The organism is Sedimentibacter sp. MB31-C6 (genome assembly GCF_035934735.1).
In the GTDB taxonomy this organism is placed as follows: domain Bacteria; phylum Bacillota; class Clostridia; order Tissierellales; family Sedimentibacteraceae; genus Sedimentibacter.
Map to the genome: position 1 here is coordinate 1900991 of NZ_CP142396.1, position 13065 is coordinate 1914055.

Below are 13065 nucleotides of genomic sequence, written 5' to 3' on the forward strand. Positions count from 1 at the left end.
TATTTGTCCTAGGTAAATTTAGAATAAACCCTATTTTACATTATTAAATTAATTAAAAGAAATTAAAAATTATTGTATTATTATATTTATTGAAAATATTGTAAGATTAGCGTAAAATAATTAAAACACTATTTTTTTACCTGTATAAAGAATAAAAATATCTATGGCTGAGAACAAACTAGAAAGGAAAAATAATAAATGTTTGAATATAAATTTTTAACTAAAACTAGTAATGAATCACTTCATAAAGTATTTTTGGATGCATTTTCTGATTACCAAGTTAAAATAGATTTGCCTATTTGGAAGTTTATATTAATGCTTAAAAGAAGAGGCTATGTACCGGATTTATCCATAGGAGCTTTTAAAGGTGAGATGTTAGTAGGTTTCGTTTTGAATGGATTTCGAAGTTGGAATGGGAAACCTACTGTTTATGATCTAGGTACAGGTGTTATAGCTGAATATAGAAAACAAGGTATAACTAATAATATGCTTTTGAATATCAAAGAATTAATTAAACAAAGACAAATAGAGCAATATTTACTTGAAGTAATTAAATCTAATACATCTGCAATTCAGCTTTACAAAAAACAGGGGTTCGAGATTCAAAGAGAATTTACATGTTTTCAGTTAGATAAAAATAAGTATAACCCTATAACAACCTGTAAAGTTGAGCATGTCAACAAAATGGATTGGGAACAATTAACAGAGTTTTGGGATATTAAGCCATCATGGCAGAATTCTATTGATTCAATCAATGCTGTAGCAGAGGATTTAATATATTCTATTGTACGGTTTGATAGTGCTATTGTAGGATATGGCATTATTGATAGAAGAACAGGAGATATTCCTCAAATAGCAACAAATAGGTATTATAGAGGTAAAGGGATTGCAAGATGTATAATTACTGATTTAATAAAAAATACAGATTCAAATAAAATCAGTGTTCTTAACGTTGATAATATATCTAAGTCTACTGAAGATTTTTTGTTGAAATTAGGATTTGAACGTATCGTAGCTCAGTATGAAATGATTTTAAAAATATAACAGGCGAATGATGAAATATAAAATTTTATAAGAATTCATCTAAAAATAATTAGTTTTTTATATCACAAGCATTGGGGTAAAATTAAAAAAAATATAGTATTATATATAACCTTTATAATCCTTTTGAATATATATAATTATATATGACATGAGGGGTGTAAAAATGGATAATGTAATAAAAGATCAAAGATTAAGGGATTGGACTATAGATATTATTACTGATAGGATGATGAGAAATCGAGGAAGCAATGTTATAAGAGTAAATGATGCACTTATTGAGAATGTAAATATCAGAAGTGGATTAGTGACAATTTCCTATGGAGTTTTGGGAGAATTTAATGTGCTCAATATGCAGGTTGTAACTTTAGTTATTGGGCGAGATACTATTATTAGAGACCAATTTGGGCAACCCATGTTATTGAGAGACTTAAGAGAGGGAATGAGAGTAGATGCTGTTTTTTCAGTTGCAATGACTAGAAGTATTCCACCTCAATCTACAGCATACAGCATAACTGTTCTAAATGATAGTATGCAATCATCCTTTACTGAAGGAAGAGTAATGGATGTTGACCTAGTAAATAGTTTTTTGTATACAGGTGACCCTTTTGACATCTACAGTCAAATGAGGTTTATTATAACAGATTCAACTAATATTAGAGATAGGAGAGGAAGAATAATAAGACTGAGAAATATAAGACCTGGTGATTTTGTAAGAATAGAACATGCAAATTTTATGACTATGAGCATACCACCTCAAACAACAGCCTTTGATGTGCAGGTACTGTAAAAGATACAGTACCTGCATTTATTTTTTAGTTTTTTCATAATAAACTAAAGCTAATACAATAACAGTTATACAAAACAGAGCATAATATATAAACAACGGATTTTGCATACCACCATACAAAATGAACAATGAGCCTATTATAGCAAGTACAGGAACCACATAACCTTTTACTTTGTTTTTAATATCACCTTTACGAGCCAAGTTAATTACTGCTATATACATAAGTATAAATCCTATATAGTTTATAACAATTGAAATTTCAGAAACATCTGAATTTGGTAGCATATTAAATTTTTGTGTAATATAATGAATTATCATCCAAGTTATATTTATTATATAAGTTATAATGCCTGATTTAATTGGTACACTGTATTTTTCTGAAACAACATTATATTTACTGCTTTTAGGAAACATGTTTCTAATAGATAAAGAATATGGCATTCTTATCATTCCAATTATAACGCCATTTACTGTTCCTAAAACAGAAATAACTATGAATGTCAATATTAATCTAGCTCCCATTTCTCCAAATAATCTTATGGCTGCTTCATTAACATGAGTATCACCCATGTTCATTACTTTATCAGCACCTAAAAAAGTAGATATGCCTATAAAATACAAAACATAAATTGTTAAAATAATTATTGGTGAAATAATTAAAGCTAGAGGAAGATTTCTCTTACTGTTTTTAATTTCATGACATATTGAAGTTGAAACAATCCATCCATCAAAGGAAAATGCAATAGGTCCAATTGCTGCAACCCAACTTAAACCTACTTGTGTCGCTGTATTGAAATTATTTTGTATTACTGGTATTGGATTACCAAAAATTATTCCTGCAGCTGCTATAATAATTAATGGTACAAGTTTTATTATAGTTGATGCATTCTGAAAATACCCACCAACTTTATATGAAAATAAATTAATTAAGTATAAAACAGTAATAACAATCAAACCAATTAAAACTTGAATTTCAAGTGTCGATTCTATACCAAATAGCATAGTAATATAAATTCCCGAAACCCAAGCCACTACACATATTATTGTGGGATAATATATAAAGGTTTGAAACCAACCATATGCACATGCAATGGATTTATTCCAATATGTTTCACAATATGTTACAATACCTCCTGCAACATCTGTTCGTGATGCTAATTCTGATATAGATAAACTTCCAAATATTATACTAAATGCAGCAATAACGAACACTATTATTCCAAGCAAAATATTTCCACTTGTATAAACTAAAACATTATCGCTTTTAAAAAATATACCCGATCCAATTACAATTCCAACTATCATTGCAATTGTTGTAAAAATGCTATACTTCTGTTGATTCATGATGTCTCCCATATTTTGTTTTTAAATATATTCAAATATAAAATATAATTCTCTTCATTTTAATTATATCATATAAAAAATTGTAAGTATAGACTATTTGTTCTCATTTACAAGTGATATAATGCAATAGAAATTAATATGAATTGTTGGAATTATATTATGGAATCAAAGGGAGGTAAATATATGAGCTTGTACGTACTTGATTTTCAGAACATTGATAAAACAAAACTCATGGTTGTTGGGGGTAAAGGTGCAAACCTAGGAGAATTATCCAAAATTGAAGGTGTTCATGTACCAGATGGATTTTGTATTTCTACTAAAGCCTTTAAAAGAATTATTGATGAAACATCATTGATAAACGAATTACTGGATAAGTTATCACTTCTTAAGGTGAAAGATAGGGATAAAATTGGTGAACTTAGCATTGAAATTCGCAAAGTCATCGAAGGGATAGACATCCCTGAAGATATTATCGAAGAGATTAAGAGCAATCTATCCAGACTTGGAGAAAAAAGTGCCTATGCAGTACGATCCAGCGCAACTGCGGAGGATTTACCAACAGTCTCATTCGCAGGACAACAAGATACGTACCTAAATATTGTAGGAATGGATGCAATCCTAAAGCATGTTAGCAAATGTTGGGCATCCCTATTTACTGAGAGAGCAATAACTTACCGTATAAAAAACGGCTTCGATCACCGTAAAATTTACCTTTCTGTGGTTGTTCAGAAGATGGTGTTCCCTCAGGTGGCTGGAATTTTGTTTACTGCTGACCCAGTCTCTTCTAATAGGAAAGTAATATCTATTGACGCTAGCATCGGACTTGGTGAAGCTTTAGTCTCAGGAATGGTAAGTGCTGATAACTATAAAGTATGCAACGGAAAGATAATTCAAAAGAAGATATCTACTAAGACATTGGGTATTTATGCTGTACAAGATGGTGGCACGAAAGAACAGGAAATTGAATTTGGGATGCAGAATAGTCAAGCGCTGACTGATGAGCAAATTTTGCAGCTTGAGCACATAGGCAGAAAGATTGAAGAACATTTTTTATATCCACAGGACATAGAATGGTGTCTGGCTGATGACACATTTTATATTGTTCAGAGTAGACCAATAACTACTTTATATCCAATCCCTGAAATAAATGATGAACAAAATCATGTCTATATATCAGTAGGCCACCAACAAATGATGACCGACCCTATGAAGCCACTAGGATTGTCTATATGGCAGTTAATAGCATCTGGACAGATGTTTAAAGGTGGTGGAAGGCTGTTTGTTGATGTTGCACATATACTTGCTTCACCAGATAGCAGACAAGTTTTATTAAATAATATGGAGCAACACGACCCTCTTATGAAAGACGCATTGGTTACCATCATTGAGAGGTGCGATTTTATAACTCCCCTATTAGCTGAACAAAGTTCTAAAAAAAGCAATAAGGGCATGTCGTCTGAGGATATTCAAACACAGGTAGGAAATGATCCGGCAATTGTTTCAGAGTTGATTAAAAGCAGTCAATTATTAATCGAAACTTCAAAACAAAATATCCAAAGCAAATCAGGATCAGATTTATTTGATTTTATTTTAGAAGATATCCAACAATTAAAGAAGAGTTTGTTTAATCCACAAAACATGGGTGTGATTATGGGTGTTACGAATGCTTCATTATGGATTAATGAAAAGATGAATGAATGGTTAGGTGAAAAGAATGTAGTAGACATACTTTCTCAATCAGTATCAAATAATGTTACCTCGGAAATGGGGCTAGCGCTATTGGATTTGGCAGATGTAATTCGCCTATATCCAGAAATAATTAATTATTTAAAACATGATAAATATGATAATTTTATGGAAACAATAATTAATTTTGATGGTGGTCAGGAAACAATTGATGCTATCAATTCTTATCTTAGCAAATACGGAATGCGATGTAGCGGAGAGATCGATATTACTAGACCTCGTTGGAGCGAAAAACCATCTACACTTATTCCCATGATTCTTAATAACATCAAGAACTTTGAATCTAATGCCAGTTATATAAAGTTTGAGCAAGGTCGACAGGAAGCTTTGAAAAAGGAAAAAGAGTTACTGGAGAGATTGAAACAATTACCGGATGGAAAACAAAAGGCAAAAGAAACAAAACAAGTAATTGATATAATACGAAATTTCAGCGGTTATCGTGAGCATCCAAAGTATGCCATAGTTAATCACTTATTTGTCTATAAGCAGGCTATAATGAAAGAAGCAGAGCGATTAGTACAAGACAATGTTATTCATAAAAAAGAAGACATATACTATCTCACTTTTGAAGAACTTCGCCAGGTCGTTCAAACAAATAAACTTGATTATCAGATAATCAAAAAAGCTCAAGATGAGTATAAATTATATGAAAAACTAACGCCCCCACGTGTTATTACATCTGATGGTGAAATTATTGTAGGTAAGTATAAACGAAAAAATATCCCAACGGGTGCTATCGTAGGTCTACCAGTTTCTTCTGGAGTTATAGAGGGAAGAGCACGCGTCATCTTAAACTTGAAAGATGCGGAGTTAGGAGTTGATGATATATTAGTTACCTCCTTTACTGACCCTAGCTGGACACCATTGTTTGTATCCATAAAAGGGCTGGTCACAGAAGTAGGTGGGCTGATGACTCATGGAGCGGTTATCGCACGTGAATATGGCTTGCCAGCAGTTGTCGGAGTAGAAAATGCTACTAAACTGATAAAAGATGGCCAACGAATTCGTGTAAATGGAACAGAAGGGTATGTAGAAATCCTATAACTGCCATACATATGACACCAAGCTTAAGTGGTGTTATATTATCAATATCATATCAACCCAGATAAAATATATAGACATTTTGTTTGTCATACACCTGTTAGTATGATAGGATAGAAATAGGGCTAAAAAATGGAAATAACTACCTTGCACGTGTAGATATGCGTGTTAATATGTTGTAATTAAAATTGGAGGGTTAACTTGAATTACAAATATTATAATAACGATAATTTTGCTGACTTTTCAAGCGGAAGAGTTCTTTATCATAAACCAGGTATGCCTAACTTTCCTGTTAGATTAGCAGGTGAGATATTTTGCAGATGCTTACATTATACAGATAAGAAAGATATAACTCTTTATGACCCTTGTTGTGGGGGTTCTTATATGCTTACAGTGCTAGGTTTACTTAATGCTAAAACAATAAAAAACATTATCGCTTCTGATGTTAGTATGAAGTCTATTATGTTTTCAAAAAGTAATTTGGCTTTATTATCAGAGGATGGATTAATAATGAGAAAAAATCAAATAAAACAAATGATAGATGAATATAATAAGTCATCTCATTTAGATGCATTGATAAGTGTTGATAAATTTTTAAATATTGTTAGAAGTAGTGATATTAAAATTAATGTTGATACTTTTGAAGCAGATATACTTGCTCCTGATATATTGAAAAATAAAAATTTTAAGGCAGATATTGTTATAACTGATGTTCCATATGGCAATTTGGCAAGTTGGTCTGATAAGAATTCAGTTGCAATAAATATATTGCTCGAAAATTTATTACCTATATTATCAGATAAATCTGTTGTGGCAATTATTGCAGATAAGAGCCAAAAATTCAATAATGAAAAATATGTAAGGCTTGAGAAATTTAAAGTAGGTAAAAGGCAAATATGTATCTTAAAGCTAAAAAATAGCTATGATGGATAACAGATATAAATCAAGTAGTACACCATGTGATATTTTGGACATTTAAATTAAAAACTTAAGGAGTTACAGTATATGAAAATACAAAGGATATATTCAAAAAATGCTCAATATCAGAAGTTTGAAGTTTTAAAAAATAATAGAAATAAGAGATATAAATATAAAGAATTCTTTGTTGAAGGCGTTCGTAATATAAATGAGGCTATTAAAAATGGATGGACAGTAAATTCATTTATATATTCATTTGAGAAGAAGTTGTCTTTTTGGGCAACTGATACTATTTCAAATACAAAAACACAAACAAATTTTGAATTGACAAGTACTCTTATGAATGATTTAAGTGGTAAAAGTGATACATCAGAATTAATGGCTATCGTACAAATGAGAGAGGATAATTTAGAACAAATCAAATTAAGTGATAATCCTATTTTAGCCTTGTTTGATAGACCATCAAATAAAGGTAATTTAGGCACAATAATACGATCATGTGATGCATTAGGAGTTGAATGTCTTGTAATTACAGGTCATGCAGTTGATTTATATGACCCTGAAACACTAGCTGCATCAATGGGGTCTTTCTTTAAAGTTCCAGTTATTAGAATCGCAGACAATGATAGTATCATTAGTTGGATTTCTGCATTAAAACATCAATACGAGGATTTACAGGTTATGGGTACAAGTTCGCATGCAGATAAGGAAATTTATGAATGCAACTTAACATCTCCTATACTATTCATGATTGGTAATGAGACTAAAGGATTATCACATAAAATGCAGGAAATAAGCGATATAGTGTTTACAATACCAATGGATACAAGTAGTTCAGCATCTTCGTTTAACGTTGCGTGTGCAGCTTCAATTATGTTTTATGAAACGGTAAGGCAAAGAAGTAAGAAGAAATGAATAAATGAATAAATGCTAAATTTCCTTTATATAATAATAGCATATACAAAAAACAGAAGAGAAAAATGTATTCTCAATGTATTTAAAATAATGAAAGTATTTATATAGAATTTAGGAGGAAGTATGTATAGAAATGATACGGTTTATTATCCGAAGGATGAAATGACTACTGTTTTATTACCGGTAACATCAGGATGTTCATATAATAAATGCGCATTTTGTTCAATGTATAAAGATGATAAATACTGTGAAGTTTCATTTTCTGATATAAAGATGCAATTGCTAAATATATATAAATATACTGAAAGAGTATTTTTAACTGGTGCAGATCCTATGTCAATAGGATTTGACAAAATGATGGAATTACTGGAGATGATACATTACTATTTGCCATATTGTGCGTGTGTAGCCTCGTATGCGTCCATAAAAAATATTTCTAAATATTCAGTAGAAGAACTCTCTATTCTTCATGATGCAGGGCTTAGAATGCTTTATATTGGGTTTGAAACAGGTAGTGACGATATATTAAAATTGATGAATAAAAATCATACGGTAAATGAAGCAATTAAACAAGCAAAGAAACTTAATAAAGCAAAAATACCATTTAATTCTATTATAATGTATGGAATGGCTGGTAAAGGTAAATCTATAGATAATGCTGTTGCGACTGCTAAAATGATTAATCAATTCAATACAACTAGGGTTATTACAATGAATCTAACAATCTTTGAAGGAACAGAGTTAAACAATATGGTAAAAAGAGGCGATTATATTTCTTCAGATAAAAAAGAAAGATTAGTAGAAATAAGAACGCTTTTAGAAAATTTCGAACCAAAAAAGTTAATGATATTTGATACGACGCATCCGACAAATATTGTTAAAATAAAAGGTACATTGAAACAAGATAGAGGAAGATTGATAGATGAAATAACAAAATATATACAAAAATGACTCTTGTAAAGTACGTCTTGCATATCCTAGTTTTAAAAATTTAATTAAAATAGAGGGTGGTTAAGGAAATAGCTTAATCACCTTAATTTTTGTGGAATAATAAAATAAAACTGTTTAAAAAATATTTAATATAATAAAAATAAGCGATTAAAATAAATACAATTAACAGAAAGATTTTTTTGTGTTATATTGGTAATAAACTAAAATAAAAAGTAGATTTCGTGAAGACTAAATAAGTAAATAATAAAAAGGGGTTTCAATGAAAACAGATAAAAACAATACTTCGAATAGATTAAATTGCTCGGTTGTAAATAAATGTGGTGGTTGTCAGCTACAGCATTATAGTTATGAGAAACAATTAGAAGAAAAACAAAAACAGGTTAATACTCTGTTAGATAAATTTTGCAAGGTAGAAAAAATAATTGGAATGGAAAATCCATATTATTATCGAAATAAGGTTCATGCAGTATTTGATACTGATAAGAAAGGAAATGTCATTTCAGGAGTTTATGAAGCAGGAACACATAGGGTAGTTCCAATCGACAGCTGTTTAATAGAAGATCAACGTGCTGACAAAATCATAGTAACAATTCGTGGAATGCTTAAATCATTTAAAATCAGAACGTACAATGAAGATACAAAAGTTGGACTTTTGCGCCATGTATTAATCAGAACCGGGCATAAAAGCGGCGAAATAATGGTTGTGCTAGTTCTTGCTTCTCATATATTTCCTTCTAAAAAAAATTTTATAAAGGCACTTTTGAAGGTGCATCCTGAAATAACAACAATTGTTATGAATGTTAACAATAAAAAAACTAGCATGGTTTTAGGAGAAAGAGAACAGGTGCTGTATGGGAAAGGATACATAGAAGATACCTTAAGTAATAAGATTTTTAGAATATCGCCTAAATCATTTTATCAGGTAAATTCTGTTCAAACAGAAGTTCTTTATAGCAAGGCTATTGAATTTGCATCATTAAAAGGTGATGAAACAATAATTGATGCATACTGTGGAATAGGAACCATAAGTATAATTGTCAGTGACTATGTCAAAAATGTAATTGGGGTTGAACTTAACAGGGAAGCTGTAAAGGACTCAATTACAAATGCTAAACGAAATAAAGTAAAAAATGCTTTTTTCTATAACCAAGATGCTGGCGAGTTTATGAAGCAAATAGCATTAGAAAAACAATTAGTTGATGTAGTGTTTCTTGATCCACCTAGATCTGGCAGTACGGAACAATTTTTAAATTCAATGGTAACAATGAAACCAAATAAAGTTGTATATATTTCATGTAATCCTGTAACTCTGGAAAGAGATCTGGCTTATCTTGTAAAGAGAGGATATGAAGTTAAGAAAGCTGTTCCTGTTGATATGTTTCCAGGAACAAAACACGTTGAGACGGTGGTATCGATCTCCCACAAAAAAAACAGACACGCATATCAATGTAAATGTGTAGTTTGGTGATGAAGAAGGACAGATTCCCATTGATGAGATAGCGAGAAAAGCTGAAGAATCAAATCTTACGAAAAGGTAATATAATGGAAATGTTTTGTTGAAACATGTATAATAAAGGAAAAGTATATGAGGGGAATGAATATGAACTCTGAAATTATAATGTATCAAACAGACGATGGTTTGACTAAAATAGAAACTACCTTTGATGGCGATACAGTGTGGCTATCTATTGACCAAATGGCAGAATTATTTCAGCGTGATAGAAGTGTAATTGGAAAACATATAAGAAATATTTTTAAAGAAGGAGAACTTGAAAAAAATTCAGTGTGGGCAAAATTTGCCTACACTGCTTCTGATGGAAAGAGTTATCAAGTAGACTATTATAATTTAGATGTAATTATTTCTGTTGGTTATCGTGTAAAGTCCTTGCGAGGCACTCAATTTAGAATTTGGGCGAGCAATGTTTTAAAAGAATATATGAAAAAAGGATTCGCCATGAATGATGATCTATTAAAAAATAATGGTGGAGGTATTTATTTTGATGAATTGTTGGAGCGTATTCGTGATATTCGTTCATCAGAAAAAGTATTCTGGAGAAAAGTGCTTGATATCTATGCAACAAGTGTGGACTATGACCCTAGAGCTGAAGCATCTACTTTGTTTTTTAAAACGGTACAGAATAAAATGCATTGGGCAGCTCATGGACAAACAGCAGCAGAAAAGATTTATTACTCGGCAGATGCAGACAAGCCGTATATGGGAATGCTCAGCTTTAAAGGGGAACATCCTAAACAGGCGGACGCATTAGTAGCAAAAAATTATTGTACAAAAGAGGAATTATCTGCATTAAACAGTATAGTTTCTGCTTACCTTGAATTTGCTGAAATGCAAGCAAGAAGAAGAATACCAATGTATATGTCAGATTGGATTGAAACATTGGATGGATTTCTGAAATTGTCCAAGCATGAAATTCTAATACATGCTGGGAAGATTAGTGCTAAGACAGCTGAACTAAAGGCTAAGGAAGAGTATAAGAAATATAAGGAGTCACAATTAGGAGATATTTCTAAGGCAGAAAAAGATTATATAGAAGCATTGGAAGATATGGAAATGAAGTTACTAGGTGAAATAGACAAAAGATAATTTATCCCGACATTGCCAGTGGCATAAAATATAAAGTCAGCCCATTCAGTGAAGGAAAAATTGAAAGTCTAATAGTTCAATGGCTAAAAGCTGGAAAAATTATATTTATCTTTGATGGCATTGATGATATTACTCAAGAGAACGCTCGGACAAAATTTTTTGCTGAGATAAACAATATTTCTGCGCAATATGCTAATAACTATTTTTTCTTTACCTCTCGTTTTAATAGATACCACGGTGGATTGGGAGAGCAAAAAAAATACTATCTGACAGCATTAGATGAACAGATTATTCGGCAAGAACTGCGTAATGAGGGTATAATCGTTAATATTCCAAGCAACTATTATAAGTTGTTTATAAATCCATTCCTTTTATCTGTTGGAAAAACCGTGCTAAAGCAAAGCAATAATAGCGATATTTTTAACAGAAGCCAAAGAATACTGTACTGCACACTTTTTAATAAGTAACTATCCATTATCTGAAAATGTTGATTTATATACAGACTTGGTTAATCGAGAAGAATGGAAAGAAGTTTTTGTTTTTGCTGGAGGCTTGTATAAAGAAATCAATACTCAAGATGAATTTTTAGATTTTATAATGAGTAATAATTTACCCTTGTATATTTAATGCGTGAATGCAAAAAGTGATTTGAATATAAATAGTAATCACTTGGAGCCTAATGGTATTGCGAAACGGTTGTTAATGCAAATACATGCGATTTTTGGGGACGGTTCTTTTTGATTGGCAGTGCGATTTTTGGGGACTGCGATTTTTGGGGACGGTTCTTGGGATTTTTGGGGACTGGGATTTTTGGGGACGGTTCTTTTTGATTGGCAGTTTATATTTTACATCAATCAAATAGAACCGTCCCGTAAATCACCGTAGAACCGTCCCGTAAATCAACACTTGCTGTATGTGTTCAGATGAATGTAGAAAAATGGCTGGTGCAATGGTTTAGAAGATAAATAATATAAACTGAATTAGTTCGATATCAGTACATTTTTATTAAGAAGGCTCTTGATAATAATATTATTTATCAAGAGCCTTTTTATATTAAAGAATTGATATTAAGTTAAATACAATAATCAAATGGAGGTAATATTATGATGGGATATGGATATGGAATGATGGGTTATGGCTGGGGCTGGTTCATGATGATAGGTGTAGTTATAATAACTGTATTAGGAATTGTAGCTCTTTTTAATTATCTACATTTTTCATCTAAAACTAATGGTCACTTGAATAATAATGCTCTAAATATTTTAAATGAAAGATATGCCAAAGGGGAAATAACAGAAGAAGAATATAATCAAAAAAAATTACAACTAAAAAAATAATATAATTTCTTTGTATCAAAATCTAATGTCATTTGACTTAAGGCAAATTTTATATTAAAATGAAATTAATTAAATATACTTTATATCTTAGGTGCCCATTAAGGAGAATAGGGAAACCGGTGGGAGTCCGGTACGTACCCAACACTGTAAAGATGAGTTCTATACTATAGCCACTGGCCGCATGCTGGGAAGGAGTGTTAGAACATTTGAGTCTGAGTCAGGAGACCTGCCTAGGAAGAGAAGTCTTTCAATTACTGAAAGCATCGGTGATGACGGTAAAGTCCCGACCATAATATTTTTTATTATGGCGGGACTTTTTTTATTATATAGGAAAGTTCTCCTTTCCTATATAATAAAAACGAGGTTATTGCAAAGGGCGG

General features: G+C 31.2%; 10 protein-coding genes and 1 riboswitch. Of the genes, 9 read left to right on the forward strand and 1 reads right to left on the reverse strand.

The features are described 5' to 3' along the window. Positions 1 to 198: 198 nt before the first annotated feature. Both U8307_RS09130 and U8307_RS09135 read left to right on the forward strand, forming a co-directional pair. Positions 199 to 1044: a GNAT family N-acetyltransferase gene (locus U8307_RS09130; RefSeq protein ID WP_326907181.1), complete on the forward strand. Its 846-nt coding sequence runs from the start codon at positions 199 to 201 to the stop codon at positions 1042 to 1044. A gap of 163 nt (positions 1045 to 1207) precedes the next feature. Then, the gene (locus tag U8307_RS09135; protein WP_326907182.1) at positions 1208 to 1831 is read left to right on the forward strand and encodes a hypothetical protein; all 624 of its coding nucleotides are present in this window, start codon (positions 1208 to 1210) and stop codon (positions 1829 to 1831) included. An 18-nt stretch (positions 1832 to 1849) separates the two neighbouring features. Here the strand turns inward: U8307_RS09135 and U8307_RS09140 are convergent, their stop codons facing one another. Continuing rightward, positions 1850 to 3175, reverse strand: a complete 1326-nt coding sequence (locus tag U8307_RS09140; RefSeq protein ID WP_326907185.1) for an APC family permease — start codon at positions 3173 to 3175, stop codon at positions 1850 to 1852. Between the two features lie 183 nt (positions 3176 to 3358). On the opposite strand from U8307_RS09140, the gene ppsA reads away from it, so the two are divergent. The 7 genes from ppsA (at position 3359) to U8307_RS09175 (ending at position 12685) form a co-directional block, all read left to right on the forward strand. Further along, positions 3359 to 5965, forward strand: a complete 2607-nt coding sequence (gene ppsA / locus U8307_RS09145) for a phosphoenolpyruvate synthase (protein ID WP_326907187.1) — start codon at positions 3359 to 3361, stop codon at positions 5963 to 5965. A 198-nt stretch (positions 5966 to 6163) separates the two neighbouring features. After that, positions 6164 to 6895 (forward strand): hypothetical protein, encoded by a 732-nt coding sequence (locus tag U8307_RS09150; RefSeq protein WP_326907190.1) that lies wholly within the window; start codon positions 6164 to 6166, stop codon positions 6893 to 6895. A 72-nt stretch (positions 6896 to 6967) separates the two neighbouring features. Next, entirely contained in the window at positions 6968 to 7795 is an 828-nt protein-coding gene (locus U8307_RS09155; RefSeq protein WP_326907192.1) for a TrmH family RNA methyltransferase, read from the forward strand. 123 nt (positions 7796 to 7918) lie between these two features. Further along, a complete protein-coding gene (locus U8307_RS09160) occupies positions 7919 to 8746 on the forward strand; it encodes a radical SAM protein (RefSeq protein ID WP_326907194.1) in 828 nt (275 codons plus the stop codon). 259 nt (positions 8747 to 9005) lie between these two features. Next, positions 9006 to 10214 carry a 23S rRNA (uracil(1939)-C(5))-methyltransferase RlmD gene (rlmD, locus tag U8307_RS09165; RefSeq protein ID WP_326907196.1) on the forward strand — a complete coding sequence of 403 codons (1209 nt, stop codon included), beginning with the start codon at positions 9006 to 9008 and terminating at the stop codon, positions 10212 to 10214. 132 nt (positions 10215 to 10346) lie between these two features. After that, the gene (locus tag U8307_RS09170; RefSeq protein ID WP_326907198.1) at positions 10347 to 11348 is read left to right on the forward strand and encodes a virulence RhuM family protein; all 1002 of its coding nucleotides are present in this window, start codon (positions 10347 to 10349) and stop codon (positions 11346 to 11348) included. A 1103-nt stretch (positions 11349 to 12451) separates the two neighbouring features. After that, a complete protein-coding gene (locus U8307_RS09175) occupies positions 12452 to 12685 on the forward strand; it encodes an SHOCT domain-containing protein (protein ID WP_326907200.1) in 234 nt (77 codons plus the stop codon). Positions 12686 to 12757: 72 nt separating this feature from the next. Then, positions 12758 to 12933, forward strand: a riboswitch (cobalamin riboswitch). Positions 12934 to 13065 lie beyond the last annotated feature (132 nt).

Coding starts and splice junctions, on each gene's coding strand:
- U8307_RS09130 (WP_326907181.1), top strand. CDS start 199: ATGTTTGAATATAAATTTTTAACTAAAACTAGTAATGAATCACTTCAT.
- U8307_RS09135 (WP_326907182.1), top strand. CDS start 1,208: ATGGATAATGTAATAAAAGATCAAAGATTAAGGGATTGGACTATAGAT.
- U8307_RS09140 (WP_326907185.1), bottom strand. CDS start 3,175: ATGAATCAACAGAAGTATAGCATTTTTACAACAATTGCAATGATAGTT.
- ppsA (WP_326907187.1), top strand. CDS start 3,359: ATGAGCTTGTACGTACTTGATTTTCAGAACATTGATAAAACAAAACTC.
- U8307_RS09155 (WP_326907192.1), top strand. CDS start 6,968: ATGAAAATACAAAGGATATATTCAAAAAATGCTCAATATCAGAAGTTT.
- U8307_RS09160 (WP_326907194.1), top strand. CDS start 7,919: ATGTATAGAAATGATACGGTTTATTATCCGAAGGATGAAATGACTACT.
- rlmD (WP_326907196.1), top strand. CDS start 9,006: ATGAAAACAGATAAAAACAATACTTCGAATAGATTAAATTGCTCGGTT.
- U8307_RS09170 (WP_326907198.1), top strand. CDS start 10,347: ATGAACTCTGAAATTATAATGTATCAAACAGACGATGGTTTGACTAAA.
- U8307_RS09175 (WP_326907200.1), top strand. CDS start 12,452: ATGATGGGATATGGATATGGAATGATGGGTTATGGCTGGGGCTGGTTC.